General features: G+C 66.7%; 19 protein-coding genes. All 19 read right to left on the bottom strand.

Annotated elements, in window-relative coordinates; all coding sequences use genetic code 11:
- Window positions 1-14 precede the first annotated feature (14 nt).
- On the bottom strand, window positions 15-800 hold the full coding sequence (gene tatC / locus ACP26O_RS01925; protein ID WP_006751793.1) for a twin-arginine translocase subunit TatC: 786 nt from the start codon (window positions 798-800) through the stop codon (window positions 15-17).
- Window positions 801-841: 41 nt separating this feature from the next.
- Entirely contained in the window at window positions 842-1,372 is a 531-nt protein-coding gene (gene tatB / locus ACP26O_RS01920; protein WP_006751794.1) for a Sec-independent protein translocase protein TatB, read from the bottom strand.
- Between the two features lie 26 nt (window positions 1,373-1,398).
- Window positions 1,399-1,629 carry a Sec-independent protein translocase subunit TatA gene (gene tatA / locus ACP26O_RS01915; RefSeq protein WP_006751795.1) on the bottom strand — a complete coding sequence of 77 codons (231 nt, stop codon included), beginning with the start codon at window positions 1,627-1,629 and terminating at the stop codon, window positions 1,399-1,401.
- 93 nt (window positions 1,630-1,722) lie between these two features.
- On the bottom strand, window positions 1,723-2,088 hold the full coding sequence (locus ACP26O_RS01910) for a histidine triad nucleotide-binding protein (protein ID WP_105788609.1): 366 nt from the start codon (window positions 2,086-2,088) through the stop codon (window positions 1,723-1,725).
- 30 nt (window positions 2,089-2,118) lie between these two features.
- Complete coding sequence (locus ACP26O_RS01905) at window positions 2,119-2,511, bottom strand: DUF4870 family protein (RefSeq protein WP_011655805.1); 393 nt, start codon at window positions 2,509-2,511, stop codon at window positions 2,119-2,121.
- Window positions 2,512-2,582: 71 nt separating this feature from the next.
- A complete protein-coding gene (locus ACP26O_RS01900) occupies window positions 2,583-2,948 on the bottom strand; it encodes a phosphoribosyl-ATP diphosphatase (protein WP_006751798.1) in 366 nt (121 codons plus the stop codon).
- On the bottom strand, window positions 2,945-3,361 hold the full coding sequence (gene hisI / locus ACP26O_RS01895) for a phosphoribosyl-AMP cyclohydrolase (protein ID WP_006751799.1): 417 nt from the start codon (window positions 3,359-3,361) through the stop codon (window positions 2,945-2,947). Before hisI ends, ACP26O_RS01900 begins: the two co-directional genes overlap by 4 nt.
- The gene (hisF, locus tag ACP26O_RS01890; protein ID WP_006751800.1) at window positions 3,361-4,134 is read right to left on the bottom strand and encodes an imidazole glycerol phosphate synthase subunit HisF; all 774 of its coding nucleotides are present in this window, start codon (window positions 4,132-4,134) and stop codon (window positions 3,361-3,363) included. The genes hisI and hisF overlap by 1 nt, the downstream gene beginning before the upstream one ends.
- A gap of 106 nt (window positions 4,135-4,240) precedes the next feature.
- A complete protein-coding gene (gene hisA / locus ACP26O_RS01885) occupies window positions 4,241-4,996 on the bottom strand; it encodes a 1-(5-phosphoribosyl)-5-[(5-phosphoribosylamino)methylideneamino]imidazole-4-carboxamide isomerase (RefSeq protein ID WP_006751801.1) in 756 nt (251 codons plus the stop codon).
- Window positions 4,997-5,159: 163 nt separating this feature from the next.
- Window positions 5,160-5,801: an imidazole glycerol phosphate synthase subunit HisH gene (gene hisH / locus ACP26O_RS01880; protein WP_006757059.1), complete on the bottom strand. Its 642-nt coding sequence runs from the start codon at window positions 5,799-5,801 to the stop codon at window positions 5,160-5,162.
- A complete protein-coding gene (locus ACP26O_RS01875) occupies window positions 5,798-6,418 on the bottom strand; it encodes a YchE family NAAT transporter (protein ID WP_006751803.1) in 621 nt (206 codons plus the stop codon). The genes hisH and ACP26O_RS01875 overlap by 4 nt, the downstream gene beginning before the upstream one ends.
- Window positions 6,419-6,480: 62 nt before the next feature.
- Window positions 6,481-7,068, bottom strand: a complete 588-nt coding sequence (hisB, locus tag ACP26O_RS01870) for an imidazoleglycerol-phosphate dehydratase HisB (protein WP_006751804.1) — start codon at window positions 7,066-7,068, stop codon at window positions 6,481-6,483.
- Between the two features lie 65 nt (window positions 7,069-7,133).
- A complete protein-coding gene (gene hisC, locus ACP26O_RS01865) occupies window positions 7,134-8,207 on the bottom strand; it encodes a histidinol-phosphate transaminase (protein WP_175666019.1) in 1,074 nt (357 codons plus the stop codon).
- A gap of 121 nt (window positions 8,208-8,328) precedes the next feature.
- Entirely contained in the window at window positions 8,329-9,645 is a 1,317-nt protein-coding gene (gene hisD, locus ACP26O_RS01860; RefSeq protein ID WP_011655803.1) for a histidinol dehydrogenase, read from the bottom strand.
- 24 nt (window positions 9,646-9,669) lie between these two features.
- Window positions 9,670-10,323 (bottom strand): ATP phosphoribosyltransferase, encoded by a 654-nt coding sequence (hisG, locus tag ACP26O_RS01855; RefSeq protein WP_006751807.1) that lies wholly within the window; start codon window positions 10,321-10,323, stop codon window positions 9,670-9,672.
- Window positions 10,320-11,669 (bottom strand): UDP-N-acetylglucosamine 1-carboxyvinyltransferase, encoded by a 1,350-nt coding sequence (murA, locus tag ACP26O_RS01850; RefSeq protein WP_165750773.1) that lies wholly within the window; start codon window positions 11,667-11,669, stop codon window positions 10,320-10,322. The genes hisG and murA overlap by 4 nt, the downstream gene beginning before the upstream one ends.
- Window positions 11,670-11,682: 13 nt before the next feature.
- The gene (locus ACP26O_RS01845) at window positions 11,683-11,922 is read right to left on the bottom strand and encodes a BolA family protein (protein ID WP_006477131.1); all 240 of its coding nucleotides are present in this window, start codon (window positions 11,920-11,922) and stop codon (window positions 11,683-11,685) included.
- A gap of 53 nt (window positions 11,923-11,975) precedes the next feature.
- Window positions 11,976-12,821 carry an ABC transporter permease gene (locus tag ACP26O_RS01840; protein ID WP_011655801.1) on the bottom strand — a complete coding sequence of 282 codons (846 nt, stop codon included), beginning with the start codon at window positions 12,819-12,821 and terminating at the stop codon, window positions 11,976-11,978.
- On the bottom strand, window positions 12,818-13,744 hold the full coding sequence (locus ACP26O_RS01835) for an ABC transporter ATP-binding protein (RefSeq protein WP_012362928.1): 927 nt from the start codon (window positions 13,742-13,744) through the stop codon (window positions 12,818-12,820). Before ACP26O_RS01835 ends, ACP26O_RS01840 begins: the two co-directional genes overlap by 4 nt.
- Between the last annotated feature and the right edge of the window lie 119 nt (window positions 13,745-13,863).

Here is a 13,863-nt window from a genome sequence, read left to right as displayed (position 1 = left end):
GCACCGTTTCCTGCTCAACTGGCGGCGCCGTTCTCCGGCTCGGGTTCTTCCGTCGTCGGCTTCGGCACGAAGAACCGCGCGGCCAGCAGCCCGACCTCGAACAGCACGATGAGCGGCAGCGCGAGCATCAGCTGCGAGAACACGTCCGGCGGCGTGACGACCGCCGCGACGACGAACGCGCCGACGATCACGTACGGCCGCATCTCCTTCAGCTTCTTCAGCGTCAGCACGCCCATCCGCACGAGCAGCACGACGATGATCGGCACCTCGAACGTGACCCCGAATGCGATGAACATCCCGAGCACGAAGCTCAGGTAGTTGTCGATGTCAGTCGACATCTCCGCGCCGAGCGGCGCGTTGTAGTGCGCCATCACGCGGAAGATCGTCGGGAACACGAGGAAATACGCGAACGCCATCCCGCACAGGAACAGGAAGTAGCTGCTGCCGACGAGCGGCATGACGAGCTTCTTCTCGTGCTGGTACAGGCCCGGCGCGACGAACGCCCAGATCTGGTACAGCACGATCGGCAACGCGATCACGAGCGCGACGAGCATCGTGACCTTCATCGGCACGAAGAACGAGCCGGTGACGTCGGTCACGATCATCCTGCCGCCCTTCGGCAGGTTTTCCATCAGCGGCCGCGCGAGCAGCCGGAAGATGTCAGGCGCCCAGTACACGAGCCCGAGGAACACGACGATCACGGCCAGCCCCGCGCGAATGATGCGATCGCGAAGCTCGACGAGATGGGAAATGAAGGTTTCTTCCGGGGCGTCGCCCGGGTTCTGCTGGGGGTCGCTCACACCGGCCCTCGGTAGGATTGACGAGCGAGCATGCGCTCGACTCAGAGAAAGCGCGTCGGCCGGCGCAGGCTGGCCGGCTGGTGGCGCGCGACACGCGCGGCGCCCGACTGCACGTGCGTGCGGCGGGTCGTCGCGCGCTTGTACCAGACAGGCATCGCCGCCTGCTTCACACGCCAGTTGCGACGCTTGCGCGCAAGCGCGGCCGTACTGCCGCGCCACGACGGCGCCGCGGGGGTGTCGGAGCCGTACGTGCCGGCATCGACCGAGCCTTCGTTAAGACCGCCGACCGCGGAATGCCACGTGTCGTTCAGTTCCTTCTCGTGCTCGCGCAGGTTGTCGTGAATCGTCGTCTCGACGTTGCGCGCGGCCGACTCGAAATCGGTCTTCATCGTCCGCAGCGCGTCGAGTTCGATTTCGCGCGAGACCTCGGACTTCACGTCGTTGATGTACCGCTGCGCGCGGCCAAACAATGCGCCGGCCGTACGCGCGACGCGCGGCAGGCGCTCGGGGCCGAGCACCACGAGCGCGACGACGCCGATCAGCGCCATCTTCGAAAGACCGAGATCCAGCATCGCGTATGCCTGTCAGCTTGCCGGCGTTACGCCTTGTTCGAGTCGGAACGCGTCGTTTCCTTCGCGTTGACGTCGACCGTGCCCGTGCGCGGCAGTTGCTGCGCATCCGCCGGCGTCTCGCCTTCCTTCATGCCGTCCTTGAAGCCCTTCACGGCGCTGCCGAGGTCGTTGCCGATGTTGCGCAGCTTCTTCGTACCGAAAACCAGCGCGACGATCAGCAGCACGATCAGCCAGTGCCAAATGCTCAATCCACCCATGATGAAACCTCTCCTCAACCATGCCGCGTGGCGGCGCAAATCGCCGGCGGCACGCCGGCTTCGACTATCGATGCGGGGAAACGCCCCGCTACGTCAACCCATCCGCAACCACGGGCGCGGACCGGCCAGGATATGCGCGTGCAGGTGGTAGACCTCCTGCCCGCCGCCGGGGCCCGTGTTGATCACCGTGCGAAAACCGGTTTCGCCGCCCGTGTAGGCCACGCCGAGCTGGTCGGCCAGACGCGCGACGAGCAGCATCAGCCGGCCGAGCATCGGCGCATCGGCTTCGCTCGCCGCCGACAGCGTCGGCAGGTGCAGGCGCGGAATCACCAGCACGTGCGTCTCGGCCGCCGGGCGGATGTCGCGAAACGCGACGAATTCGTCGTCCTCGTGCACCTTCTCGCTCGGGATCTCGCCCGCCGCGATCTTGCAGAACAGGCAATTCGGATCGTGACTCATGTTGCTCCTGCGAAACGCCCCGCGCGCCGGTCAGAACCAGGCCTGCGGATCGAGCGTCTTGTTGTCGTTCAGGTACAGCCAACCCTTGATGATACGGTACAGCGTCCAGATCCACGTGACAAACATGATCACGAATCCCACCACCACGAACATCAGCGCGAAGCCGATCACGTAGGCGATCAGCGCGCGCCAGAACGTGCGGATCTGCCACTCGAAATGATCGGCGTACTGCGTGCCGGCCACGTCGTCGCGCTTCACGTAGTTGATGATGATCGCGATGATGCCGGTCACGCCGCCCGTCAGCCAATGAATCGCGTAGAGGCCGTACAGCACGTGCGTCAGCGTGCGCAAGCCCTTCAACCGCTCGGCGTCCGCTGCGCCCGGCAGCGACGGCGTCGGAAACTCGCTCGGCGTATCGGTCATGATGCTACCCCCGTTAGATGACAATTCTTACAGCTTACCGCACTGTTGCCGGCGCGGCAGGCCGCGAGCCGTCACCCGCCGTTTTCCTCGCGCTCGCGGCGCTTGCGCAGCGCCTTTTCCTCGATGCCCGACAGCCCTTCGCGGCGCTCGAGCTCGCCGATCACGTCGGCCGGGCTCAGGTCGAAATGCGACAGCATCACGAGGCAGTGGAACCACAGATCGGCCACTTCGCCGACCAGCGCCGTCGGCGCGCCGCCCTGGCGCACGTCCTTCGCGGCCAGCACGACTTCGGTCGCTTCTTCGCCGATCTTCTTCAGCACCGCGTCGTCGCCCTTGTGAAACAGGCGCGATACGTACGATTGATCGGGGTCGCCGCCCTTGCGGCTATCGATCACGGCCGCGAGGCGCAGCAGCGTGTCTTCGGTCGATTGCGTCATTTGTAGATGTGTTCGGGGTCTTTCAGCACCGGATCGACCGCGACCCAGTCGCCGCCGTCCACCGTGCCTTCGAATTTCTGGAAGAAGCACGAATGCCGGCCGGTGTGGCATGCGATGCCCGACACCTGCTCGACCTTCAGCAGCACGACGTCCTCGTCGCAATCGAGCCGCACCTCGTGCACGTGCTGCACGTGGCCCGACTCCTCGCCCTTGAACCACAGGCGCTTGCGCGAACGCGAATAATAAACCGCGCGCTGCGTTTCGATCGTCTTCGCGAGCGCTTCGCGATTCATCCACGCGAACATCAGCACGTCGTTCGTCGACGCTTCCTGCGCGATCACCGGCACGAGGCCGTTGTCGTCCCAGCGGACCTTGTCGAGCCACGCGGGCAGCGCTTTCGTTTCCGTATTCATCACAGCCTCACCGGAATGCCCTGGTCGGACATGAAGCGCTTCGCCTCGCCGACCGTGTGCTCGCCGTAGTGGAAGATGCTGGCGGCCAGCACCGCGTCGGCTCGGCCGTCCTTGATGCCGTCGGCCAGGTGCTGCAGCGAGCCGACGCCGCCCGACGCGATCACCGGCACCGGCACCGCGTCCGACACGCCGCGCGTGAGCGCGAGGTCGAAGCCCGACTTCGTGCCGTCGCGGTCCATGCTCGTGAGCAGGATCTCGCCCGCGCCGAGCTCGGCCATCTTGCGCGCCCATTCGATCGCGTCGAGGCCTGTGTTCTTGCGGCCGCCGTGCGTGAACACTTCCCAGCGCGGCGTCTCGCCGTCGGCCGACACGCGCTTCGCGTCGATCGCGACGACGATGCACTGCGAGCCGTATTTATCGGCCGCGTCGCGCACGAGCTGCGGGTTCGCGACCGCCGATGAATTCATGCTGACCTTGTCCGCGCCCGCGTTCAGCAGGCGCCGCACGTCCTCGACGGCGCGCACGCCGCCGCCGACGGTCAGCGGAATGAACACCTGCGACGCGACGGCTTCGATGATCGGCAGGATCAGGTCGCGCTGGTCGGAGGTCGCGGTGATGTCGAGGAACGTGAGTTCGTCGGCGCCCTGGTCGTCATAGCGGCGGGCGATTTCGACCGGGTCGCCGGCATCGCGCAGCTCGACGAAATTGACGCCCTTGACGACGCGCCCGGCGGTCACGTCCAGGCAGGGGATGATGCGTTTAGCTAGAGCCATGATGTTGCGCCAAAGGCCGCGATGGGACGGCCGGTTACGGAAGCCTCGCGCGAGGCTTCCGGTCGGGGCCGCCCGCAGGCAGCCCCGGCGAACGGGACAACCGCGCTTACGCGTTGTCGAGTTCGCCGTTCAGTTCGTCCGCGCGCTTTTGCGCGGCCGCGAAATCGAGATCGCCGGAATAGATCGCACGGCCGCAGATCACGCCTTCGACGCCGTGCTCTTCCACTTCGCACAGGCTGTCGATGTCCGCGAGGTTCGACAGGCCGCCGCTGGCGATCACCGGAATGCCGACCGCCTGAGCGAGCTTCACGGTCGCCTCGATATTGATGCCCTGCAGCATCCCGTCGCGGCCGATGTCGGTGTAGACGATCGATTCGACGCCGTAGTCCTCGAACTTCAGCGCGAGATCGATCACTTCATGACCCGTCAGCTTGCTCCAGCCGTCGGTCGCGACCTTGCCGTCCTTCGCATCGAGGCCGACGATGATGTTGCCCGCGAACGCGGTGCACGCATCCCGCAGGAAGCCCGGGTCCTTCACGGCCGCCGTGCCGATGATCACGTAGGACAGGCCGGCGTCGAGATACTTCTCGACCGTCTCGAGGCTGCGGATGCCGCCGCCGAGCTGTACGGGGATTTCGTCGCCGACTTCGTCGAGGATCGCTTCGATCGCGTCGAGGTTCTTCGGCTTGCCGGCGAATGCGCCGTTCAGGTCGACCAGATGCAGCCGCCGGGCGCCGAGATCGACCCACTTGCGGGCCATCGCCGCCGGGTCCTCGGAGAAAATCGTGGCCTGGTCCATATCGCCCTGTTTGAGGCGCACACACTGACCGTCTTTGAGATCGATGGCCGGAATCAGCAGCATAGCAATCGGGTGTCGTCGTGGAAGAAGAAAAGAATCCGGCGCGCACCGGTCGATCCGGTACCGCGCCGCCTCGCTAGTTTAGTACAACTCTTTCGGCGCTTTCGTGTGCGCGCATCGTGCGACAGGCCGTTCCGGCCCGCCGACTGTGGCACGCACGCGACGCTCACGGCTTCCAGTGTACGAAGTTGCGATACAGACGCAACCCGACTTCCGCGCTTTTCTCGGGGTGGAATTGGGTCGCGAAGAGATTGTCCCGCGCGACCGCGGACGTAAACGGCGCGCCGTATGCCGTTTCGCCGACCGTGTGGGCCGGGTTGTCCGGCCTCACGTAATAGCTGTGTACGAAGTAAAAGTACGCGTCGTCGGGCACGCCGTCCCACAGCGGGTGCGGCTGCGACTGGCGCACGCGGTTCCAGCCCATCTGCGGCACCTTGAAGCGCGAGCCGTCATCCTGCAGCCGGCCGTCGAGCTCGAAGCGCACGACCTTGCCGGGCAACAGGCCGAGGCCCTTCGTGTCGCCTTCCGCGCTCCAGTCGAACAGCATCTGCTCGCCGACGCACACGCCGAGCAGCGGCTTCGTGCGCGAGGCCTCGATCACCGCGTCCTGCAGCCCCGATTCGCCGAGGCAGCGCATGCAGTCCGGCATCGCGCCCTGGCCGGGCAGCACGACGCGGTCGGCCGCGCGAATCGCGGCCGGCGTGTCGACGATCGCCACGTCGGCGGCCGGTTCGGCCTTCTTGAGCGCCTGCGCGACCGAGCGCAGGTTGCCCATCCCATAATCCACAATCGCAATCGAAGTTTTCATCTCAGTGCAGGCAGTAGCGCCCTCAGTCCGTTGACGATGAATTCCACCGCCAGCGCCGACAGCATCAGACCCATCAGCCGCGTGGCGATGTTGATGCCGGTGCGGCCGATCCAGTTCGCGATCGGCTCGGCGAGCCGCATCGCGACGAAACACAGAAAAGCCAGGGCCGCGCCGATCGCGACCAGCCCGGCCCGCTCATACCAGTGATGCGAGTTCGCCGCATAGATGATCACCGTGCTGATCGAGCCGGGGCCCGTGAGCAGCGGAATCGCCAGCGGCACGACCGCGATGTTGTCCTTCGACTCGGCCTCGTAGCGCTCCTCCGGCGTCGATCGCGTGTTGCCGATCTGCGCGTTCAGCATGTTGATCGCCATCAGCAGCATGATGATCCCGCCGCCCACTTCGAGCGAGCCGACCGAAATGCCGAAGAAGTCGATGATCTGCTGCCCGAGCAGCGTCGTCACCGTCATCACGCAGAACACCGACACCGACGCGATCCGGATCGTGCGGCGCCGCTCGCCGTCCGTTTGCTGCGCGGTCAGGCTCAGGAAGAACGGCACCGCGCCGACCGGGTTGATCAGCGCCAGCAGCGAAATGAACGATTTGAGCAGATCCATCGCAAGCCGGCGCGTCGCGCCGAAGCCGTGAGGTTGTCCCGGGCTTGCGCCCGTCCGGAAGGTTAGAGGCTGCCCTTCGTCGACGGAATCTGCCCCGCCGCGCGCTCGTCGAGCTCCACCGCCGCACGCAGCGCCCGGCCGAAGGCCTTGAACACCGTTTCGAGCTGATGGTGCGCGTTGATCCCGCGCAGGTTGTCGATATGCAGCGTGACGCCCGCGTGGTTCACGAACCCGCGGAAGAATTCGATCGACAGGTCGACGTCGAACGTACCGATGCGCGCACGCGTGAACGGCACGTGGAATTCGAGACCCGGCCGGCCCGAGAAGTCGATCACGACGCGCGACAGCGCCTCGTCGAGCGGCACGTACGAATGGCCGTAGCGGCGAATGCCCTTCTTGTCGCCGATCGCCTTCGCGACGGCCTGGCCGAGCGTGATACCGACGTCCTCGACCGTGTGGTGGTCGTCGATATGCGTATCGCCATGCGCTTCAACCTCGAGATCGATCAGACCATGACGCGCGATCTGATCGAGCATATGGTCGAGAAACGGCACGCCGGTGGCCAGCTTCTGCCGGCCCGTACCGTCGAGATCGAGCTTCACACGGATCTGCGTTTCGCTGGTATTGCGAACGACTTCCGCCACACGCATGGCAATTCCTTGATTGAGTCTGATGTAAATGGGGATTGATCGTCGCGCGCCGCCGCGCCCTGGGCTCAACCGGGCAGCGCGAGTTTCAAGGCAGCCAGCAGGCGCGCGTTTTCGTCGGGAGAACCGACGGTCAGCCGCACGCATTCGGCCAGCAACGGATGCATTTTACTCACGTTTTTGATCAGCACCCGCTCGGTGAGCAGCGCATCGAACACGGCCGCCGCGTCCGGCACGCGCACCAGCAGGAAATTGCCGGCGCTCGGGAACACCGTCGCGCCCGGCAGCGCGGCCACGGCCTGCGCAAGGCGCGTGCGTTCCGCACGCAGTTCGGCCGCCTGCGCATCGAGCACGTCGAGGTGGTCGAGCAGGAAATCGGCGCTCGCCTGGGTCAGCACGTTGATGTTGTACGGCGGGCGCACCTTGTCGAACTCGGTCAGCCATGTGGGCAGCCCCGCGAGATAGCCGAGGCGGATGCCGGCCAGGCCGAGCTTCGACACCGTGCGCATCACGACGACGTTGTCGAACTCGGCGGCGCGCGGCAGCCACGAGCGTTCCGCGAACGGCTGATACGCCTCGTCGATCACGATCAGGCTGTGTTGCGCGGCCGCGATGATCCGCTCGACGTCGGCTTCGTCGTACAGCGTGCCGGTCGGGTTGTTCGGGTACGCGAGATAGACGAGCGCGGGCCGGTGCTCGGCGATCGCCGCAATCATCGCGTCGGCGTCGAGCGTCAGGTCTTCCTTGAGCGGCACGCCGACGAATTCAAGCTGCGCGAACTTCGCGGACAGCTCGTACATCACGAAGCCCGGCACCGGCGCGAGCACCTTGGCGCCCGGCTTCGCGCATGCCACCGACATCATGCTGATGATTTCGTCCGAGCCGTTGCCGAGCAGCACGTCGCATGCGGCCGGCACGCCCATCGCGCGGCGCAGCTTGTCGAGCAGCGCGCCCGGGCGCGGCGCCGGGTAGCGGTTCAGCGCGACCTGCGCGAGGCGTTCGCCGAGCGCGGCCGCGAGCGGCGCGGGCAGCGAATACGGGTTCTCCATCGCGTCGAGCTTCACGAAGCCGCTCGCGTCGGGCACCGGGTAGCTCGTCATCGCGAGCACGTCGCGGCGGATGATGTCTTGGGGCGTCGTCATGGTCTCAAGCCGGCGTGCTTCGCGCCGGCGTCAAATGGTCTCGGCACGGCGGCGGCTGCCGCCCTGCGCAGGGTCTCCTCGTCGACCGCGGCCGGTGCGTCGGCACCGGCCGCGGCGCGTGTCACCCCTTCATCCGCAGCTCGGCGCTGCGCGCGTGCGCCTGCAGCCCTTCGCCGTACGCAAGCTCGGAGGCGATTTCACCGAGCGTCTGCGCCCCTTCGGCGCTGACTTCGATCAGGCTCGAGCGCTTGATGAAGTCGTACACGCCGAGCGGCGACGAGAAGCGCGCGGTGCGCGAGGTCGGCAGCACGTGGTTCGGGCCCGCGCAGTAGTCGCCGAGGCTTTCGCTCGTGTAGCGGCCGAGGAAGATCGCGCCGGCGTGGCGGATCTGCTGGCCCCATTGCTGCGGCTCCAGCGCGGAAATCTCGAGGTGCTCGGGCGCGATGTCGTTCGCGATCCGGCACGCTTCGGCCATGTCGCGCACCTTGATCAGCGCGCCGCGGCCTTCGAGCGACGCACGGATCACCTCGCGGCGCGGCATCGTCGGCAGCAGCTCGTCGATCGCCTTCTCGACGCGCTCGAGGAACGCGGCGTCCGGGCACAGCAGGATCGACTGCGCGAGCTCGTCGTGTTCGGCCTGCGAGAACAGGTCCATCGCAACCCAGCTCGGATCGGTCGTGCCGTCGCACAGCACGAGGATTTCCGACGGGCCGGCGATCATGTCGATGCCGACCGTGCCGAACACGCGCCGCTTCGCCGATGCGACGTACGCATTGCCCGGCCCGCAGATCTTGTCGACCGCCGGCACCGTGGCCGTGCCGTACGCGAGCGCGCCGACCGCCTGCGCGCCGCCGATCGTGAACACGCGATCGACGCCGCCGAGCAGCGCCGCGGCGAGCACGAGATCGTTTTTCACGCCGTCCGGGGTCGGCACGACCATCACGATCTCGCCGACGCCCGCGACCCGCGCGGGAATCGCGTTCATCAGCACCGACGACGGATAGGCGGCCTTGCCGCCCGGCACGTACAGGCCGACGCGGTCGAGCGGCGTGACCTTCTGGCCGAGCACCGTGCCGTCGCTTTCCGTGTACTGCCAGCTATGCGTGCCGCACTCGATCTTCTGCTTCTCGTGGTACGCACGCACGCGTGCGGCGGCCGCTTCCAGCGCCGCGCGCGCCTTCGGCGCGAGGCCGTCGAGCGCCGTCTGCAGCGCGTCCTGCGGCAGTTCGAGCGCGGCGACGCTGCTCGCGTCCAGCCGGTCGAAACGGTTCGTGTACTCGAGCACCGCGGCGTCGCCGCGCGACTTCACGTCGGCGAGGATCTGCGCGACCGATTGCTCGATCGCTTCGTCCTCGCTCGCCTCGAACGCGAGCAGCGCGCGCAGCGCGGCGCCGAAGCCGTCGCTCGTCGAATCGAGTTTGCGGATGGTGATGGCCATGGGAGTTCCGTTACGGTGATGCGCTCAATTGCCATTCTGCGACGCGCGTTCGAACGCGTCGAGAATCGGCTTGAGCGCCGCGCGCTTCAACTTCAGCGCAGCCTGGTTCACGACGAGGCGCGACGAGATCGCCATGATCTCCTCGACCTCGACCAGATTGTTCGCCTTCAGCGTGCCGCCCGAGCTGACGAGGTCGACGATCGCGTCGGCCAGCCCGACCAGCGGCGCCAGCTCCATCGAGCCGTACAGCTTGATCAGGTCGACGTGCACGCCCTTCGCGGCGAAGTGTTCGCGTGCCGTTTCGACGTACTTGGTCGCGACCCGCAGGCGCGCGCCCTGGCGCACCGCGTTCGCGTAGTCGAAGCCGGCCGGCACCGCCACCGACATCCGGCAGCGTGCAATGTTCAGATCGATCGGCTGGTACAGGCCCGAGCCGCCGTGCTCGACCAGCACGTCCTTGCCGGCCACGCCGAAATCGGCCGCGCCGTATTCGACATAGGTCGGCACGTCGCTCGCGCGCACGATGATCACGCGCAGGTTCGGATCGGTCGTCGGCAGGATCAGCTTGCGCGACGTTTCCGGATCCTCGGCCACCTGCACGCCGGCGGCAGCCAGCAGCGGCAGGGTTTCCTCGAAAATCCGGCCCTTCGACAGGGCGAGGGTCAGCGGCGCGGTCATGCTTGGCTCCCGGAGAGGCGGCGCACGTTCGCGCCGACGGCGGTCAGTTTGGTTTCCATGCGGTCGTAGCCGCGGTCCAGGTGATAGATGCGGTCGACGAGCGTTTCGCCTTCGGCGCGCAGCCCGGCGATCACGAGGCTCGCCGATGCGCGCAGGTCGGTCGCCATCACGTTCGCGCCGGACAGCTTGTCGACGCCCGTCACGAGCGCGGTGTTGCCGTCGATCGTGATGTTCGCGCCGAGCCGGTTCAGCTCCTGCACATGCATGAAGCGGTTCTCGAAGATGGTCTCGACGATCTGCGCGGTGCCCGTCGCGACCGAATTCAGGGCCATGAACTGCGCCTGCATGTCGGTCGGGAACGCCGGGTATTCCGACGTGCGGATCGTCACCGCCGACGGGCGGCGGTCCATCCGCACGCGCAACCAGCTGTCGCCTTCCTCGATCGACACGCCAGCCTCGCGCAGCTTGTCGATCACCGCGTCGAGGATGTGCGGGCGCACGCCCGTCAGCAGCACGTCGCCGCCGGCCGCCGCGACCGCGCACAGGAACGTGCCGGCCTCGATGCGGTCGGGAATCACCGAATGGCGTGCGCCATGCAGCCGCTCGACGCCCTGGATCACCAGGCGATCGGTGCCGATGCCCGAGATTTTCGCGCCCATCGCGACCAGCAGATGTGCGAGATCGCTCACTTCCGGCTCGCGCGCCGCGTTTTCGATCACCGTCTCGCCGTCGGCCAGCGTCGCGGCCATCAGCAGGTTTTCCGTCCCCGTCACCGTGATCATGTCGGTCACGATGCGCGCGCCCTTCAGGCGCTTCGCGCGCGCTTCGATGAAGCCGTGCTCGATGCTGATCTCGGCGCCCATCGCCTGCAGGCCCTTGATGTGCTGGTCGACCGGACGCGCGCCGATCGCGCAGCCGCCCGGCAGCGACACCTTCGCCTCGCCGAAGCGCGCGAGCAGCGGCCCGAGCACGAGAATCGACGCGCGCATCGTCTTGACGAGCTCGTACGGCGCGACGAGATTGTCGACGCGCGACGCGTCGAGCTGCACGCGGCAGCCGTCCGTTTCGCTCTTCACGCCCATCTGGTTCAGTACCTTCAGCGTGGTGCGCACGTCCTTCAGGTTCGGCACGTTGTCGAGCTCGACCGGCTCGGCGCTGAGCAGCCCCGCGCACAGGATCGGCAGCGCGGCATTCTTCGCGCCCGACACGACGATCTCGCCCGCGAGCCGGCGACCGCCTTCGACCACCAGCTTGTCCATCCCGTGTCCCTGCGATTCCCCGTTGGCGGCCGGGTGTGCCGTGGCGACGCTCTGGACGGCGTCGCGCTCGTTGACGGTGACTTGCACTCAGTGGTTCCGGTTATGCGTTCTGCCATTCGGCGGGCGTCAGCGTCTTCATGCTGAGCGCGTGGATTTCCTGTTTCATGCGATCGCCGAGCGCCGCATAGACGAGCTGGTGCCGCTGGATCGGCCGCTTGCCTTCGAAGGCCGCCGACACGATCGTCGCGAAGAAATGCTGGCCGTCGCCTTCGACTTCCAGATGGGTGCAGGCGAGACCGCCGGCGATGTATTGCTTGACCTGTTCGGGAGTCGGCAACATGAGGGGGCTCCTGTCGGCGCGCGCCGCCCGTGGGCGGCCGCCGCCTGTCGATATCAATGACGCAGTTTGTAGCCGGTCGCGAGCAGCCGCATCGCGAAGATCGCGAGCAGCACGAAGAAACCGGTGACGATCGCGAGGCTCGCGAGCGGGTTGATGTCGGACGCGCCGAAGAACCCGTAACGGAAGCCGTCGATCATGTAGAAAAACGGGTTGAGACGCGAGATCTCGCGCCACACGGGCGGCAGCGAGTGCGTCGAATAGAACACGCCGGACAGGAACGTCAGCGGCATGATCAGGAAGTTCTGGAACGCGGCGAGCTGGTCGAACTTCTCGGCCCAGATCCCGGCGATCAGCCCCAGCGTGCCGAGGATCGCCGAGCCGAGCAGCGCGAATGCGATGATGAACAACGGCGCCGCGAAATGCATCGGGACAAACCAGATCGTCACGACGAACACGCCCGCGCCGACCGCGAGGCCGCGCACGACGGACGCGAGCACGTACGCGCCGAAGATGTCGCGGTACGACAGCGGCGGCAGCAGCATGAACACGAGGTTGCCGGTGATCTTCGACTGGATCAGCGACGACGAGCTGTTCGCGAACGCGTTCTGCAGCACGCTCATCATCACGAGGCCGGGCACGAGAAAGCTCACGTACTCGACGCCCGGATACACCTCGACGCGGCCCGACAGCGCGTGGCCGAAGATCGTCAGATACAGCAGCGCCGTCACGATCGGCGCGCACACCGTCTGGAACGACACCTTCCAGAACCGCAGCAGTTCCTTGTAGAACAGCGTGCGAAACCCGCTTCCCGCCACGACGGCGGGCTCGGGCGTTTGCAGGGAACGGGGCGGTCGCGCCTCGCCGGGCGAACGCAGTTCGCGTGTGGGTTGTTGATTCATGCCAGCCCCTCGATCACCTCGGCCCCGTTCATCACCTGGACGAACACATCTTCGAGGTCGGCCTTGCGGACCTCGATTTCGTCGAACGTGCAGCCCGCCGCGCGACACTGCGCGAGGATGCGCTCGACATCGTCGTAGTTCGTCAGACGCAGCAGATGCTCGCCCGGCGCGCGCGCGGCCGGATCGGTCTCCAGCCCTCGCAGCTCGGCGGGCAGCGCGCCCGTCGCGAGCCGCAGGTACAGCTGCAGCCCCGCGAAGCGGCGCAGCAGCGCGTCGGTGCGGTCGAGCGCGACGACTTCACCGCGACGCAGCATCGCGATGCGGTCGCACAGCGACTCGGCTTCCTCGAGGTAATGGGTGGTCAGGACGATCGTGTGGCCCTCGCGATTCAGCCGCGAGATGAATTTCCACAGCGTCTGGCGCAGTTCGACGTCGACGCCGGCGGTCGGCTCGTCGAGCACGATCACGGGCGGGCGATGCACGAGCGCCTGCGCAACCAGCACGCGGCGCTTCATCCCGCCCGACAGCGCGCGCATGTTCGCGTCGGCCTTCTCGGTGAGGTCGAGATTGGCCATCACTTCGTCGATCCAGTCGTCGTTGCGGCGCAGCCCGAAATAGCCGGACTGGATCCGCAGCGTCTCGCGAACGGTGAAGAACGGGTCGAACACGAGTTCCTGCGGCACGACGCCGAGCGCGCGGCGCGCACCGCGGAAGTCCTTGACGACGTCGTGGCCGAGCACGGAGATACTGCCTTCATCGGCCCGGGCGAGCCCGGCGAGGATACTGATGAGCGTGGTCTTGCCTGCGCCGTTCGGGCCGAGCAGACCGAAAAACTCGCCTTCCTCGACCGACAGGCTGACGCCCTTGAGCGCCTGAAGCGATTTGTAGCGCTTCTTGACGTGACGGATTTCTATGGCTGACATGACTGTGCGCGACGCAAGGGCCGCGACGCCTATTCTGTGCTTGCTGCGGATGAAAATGGGGGCCGGACGCCGATTGGCTGCCCCGCAAAACGCTTGATTATAGGGCAAACCGGCTGGAG

This window comes from Burkholderia sp. R-40 (assembly GCF_049942845.1).
Classification (GTDB): Bacteria; Pseudomonadota; Gammaproteobacteria; order Burkholderiales; family Burkholderiaceae; genus Burkholderia; species Burkholderia ambifaria.
This window is presented reverse-complemented; position numbering and strand designations above follow the sequence as displayed.

What these genes read in the sequence shown, in the direction of transcription:
- tatB (WP_006751794.1), bottom strand. Translation starts at nt 1,372, where the DNA reads ATGCTGGATCTCGGTCTTTCGAAGATGGCGCTGATCGGCGTCGTCGCG.
- tatA (WP_006751795.1), bottom strand. Translation starts at nt 1,629, where the DNA reads ATGGGTGGATTGAGCATTTGGCACTGGCTGATCGTGCTGCTGATCGTC.
- ACP26O_RS01910 (WP_105788609.1), bottom strand. Translation starts at nt 2,088, where the DNA reads ATGAGTCACGATCCGAATTGCCTGTTCTGCAAGATCGCGGCGGGCGAG.
- ACP26O_RS01905 (WP_011655805.1), bottom strand. Translation starts at nt 2,511, where the DNA reads ATGACCGATACGCCGAGCGAGTTTCCGACGCCGTCGCTGCCGGGCGCA.
- ACP26O_RS01900 (WP_006751798.1), bottom strand. Translation starts at nt 2,948, where the DNA reads ATGACGCAATCGACCGAAGACACGCTGCTGCGCCTCGCGGCCGTGATC.
- hisI (WP_006751799.1), bottom strand. Translation starts at nt 3,361, where the DNA reads ATGAATACGGAAACGAAAGCGCTGCCCGCGTGGCTCGACAAGGTCCGC.
- hisF (WP_006751800.1), bottom strand. Translation starts at nt 4,134, where the DNA reads ATGGCTCTAGCTAAACGCATCATCCCCTGCCTGGACGTGACCGCCGGG.
- hisA (WP_006751801.1), bottom strand. Translation starts at nt 4,996, where the DNA reads ATGCTGCTGATTCCGGCCATCGATCTCAAAGACGGTCAGTGTGTGCGC.
- hisH (WP_006757059.1), bottom strand. Translation starts at nt 5,801, where the DNA reads ATGAAAACTTCGATTGCGATTGTGGATTATGGGATGGGCAACCTGCGC.
- ACP26O_RS01875 (WP_006751803.1), bottom strand. Translation starts at nt 6,418, where the DNA reads ATGGATCTGCTCAAATCGTTCATTTCGCTGCTGGCGCTGATCAACCCG.
- hisB (WP_006751804.1), bottom strand. Translation starts at nt 7,068, where the DNA reads ATGCGTGTGGCGGAAGTCGTTCGCAATACCAGCGAAACGCAGATCCGT.
- hisC (WP_175666019.1), bottom strand. Translation starts at nt 8,207, where the DNA reads ATGACGACGCCCCAAGACATCATCCGCCGCGACGTGCTCGCGATGACG.
- hisD (WP_011655803.1), bottom strand. Translation starts at nt 9,645, where the DNA reads ATGGCCATCACCATCCGCAAACTCGATTCGACGAGCGACGGCTTCGGC.
- hisG (WP_006751807.1), bottom strand. Translation starts at nt 10,323, where the DNA reads ATGACCGCGCCGCTGACCCTCGCCCTGTCGAAGGGCCGGATTTTCGAG.
- ACP26O_RS01845 (WP_006477131.1), bottom strand. Translation starts at nt 11,922, where the DNA reads ATGTTGCCGACTCCCGAACAGGTCAAGCAATACATCGCCGGCGGTCTC.
- ACP26O_RS01840 (WP_011655801.1), bottom strand. Translation starts at nt 12,821, where the DNA reads ATGAATCAACAACCCACACGCGAACTGCGTTCGCCCGGCGAGGCGCGA.
- ACP26O_RS01835 (WP_012362928.1), bottom strand. Translation starts at nt 13,744, where the DNA reads ATGTCAGCCATAGAAATCCGTCACGTCAAGAAGCGCTACAAATCGCTT.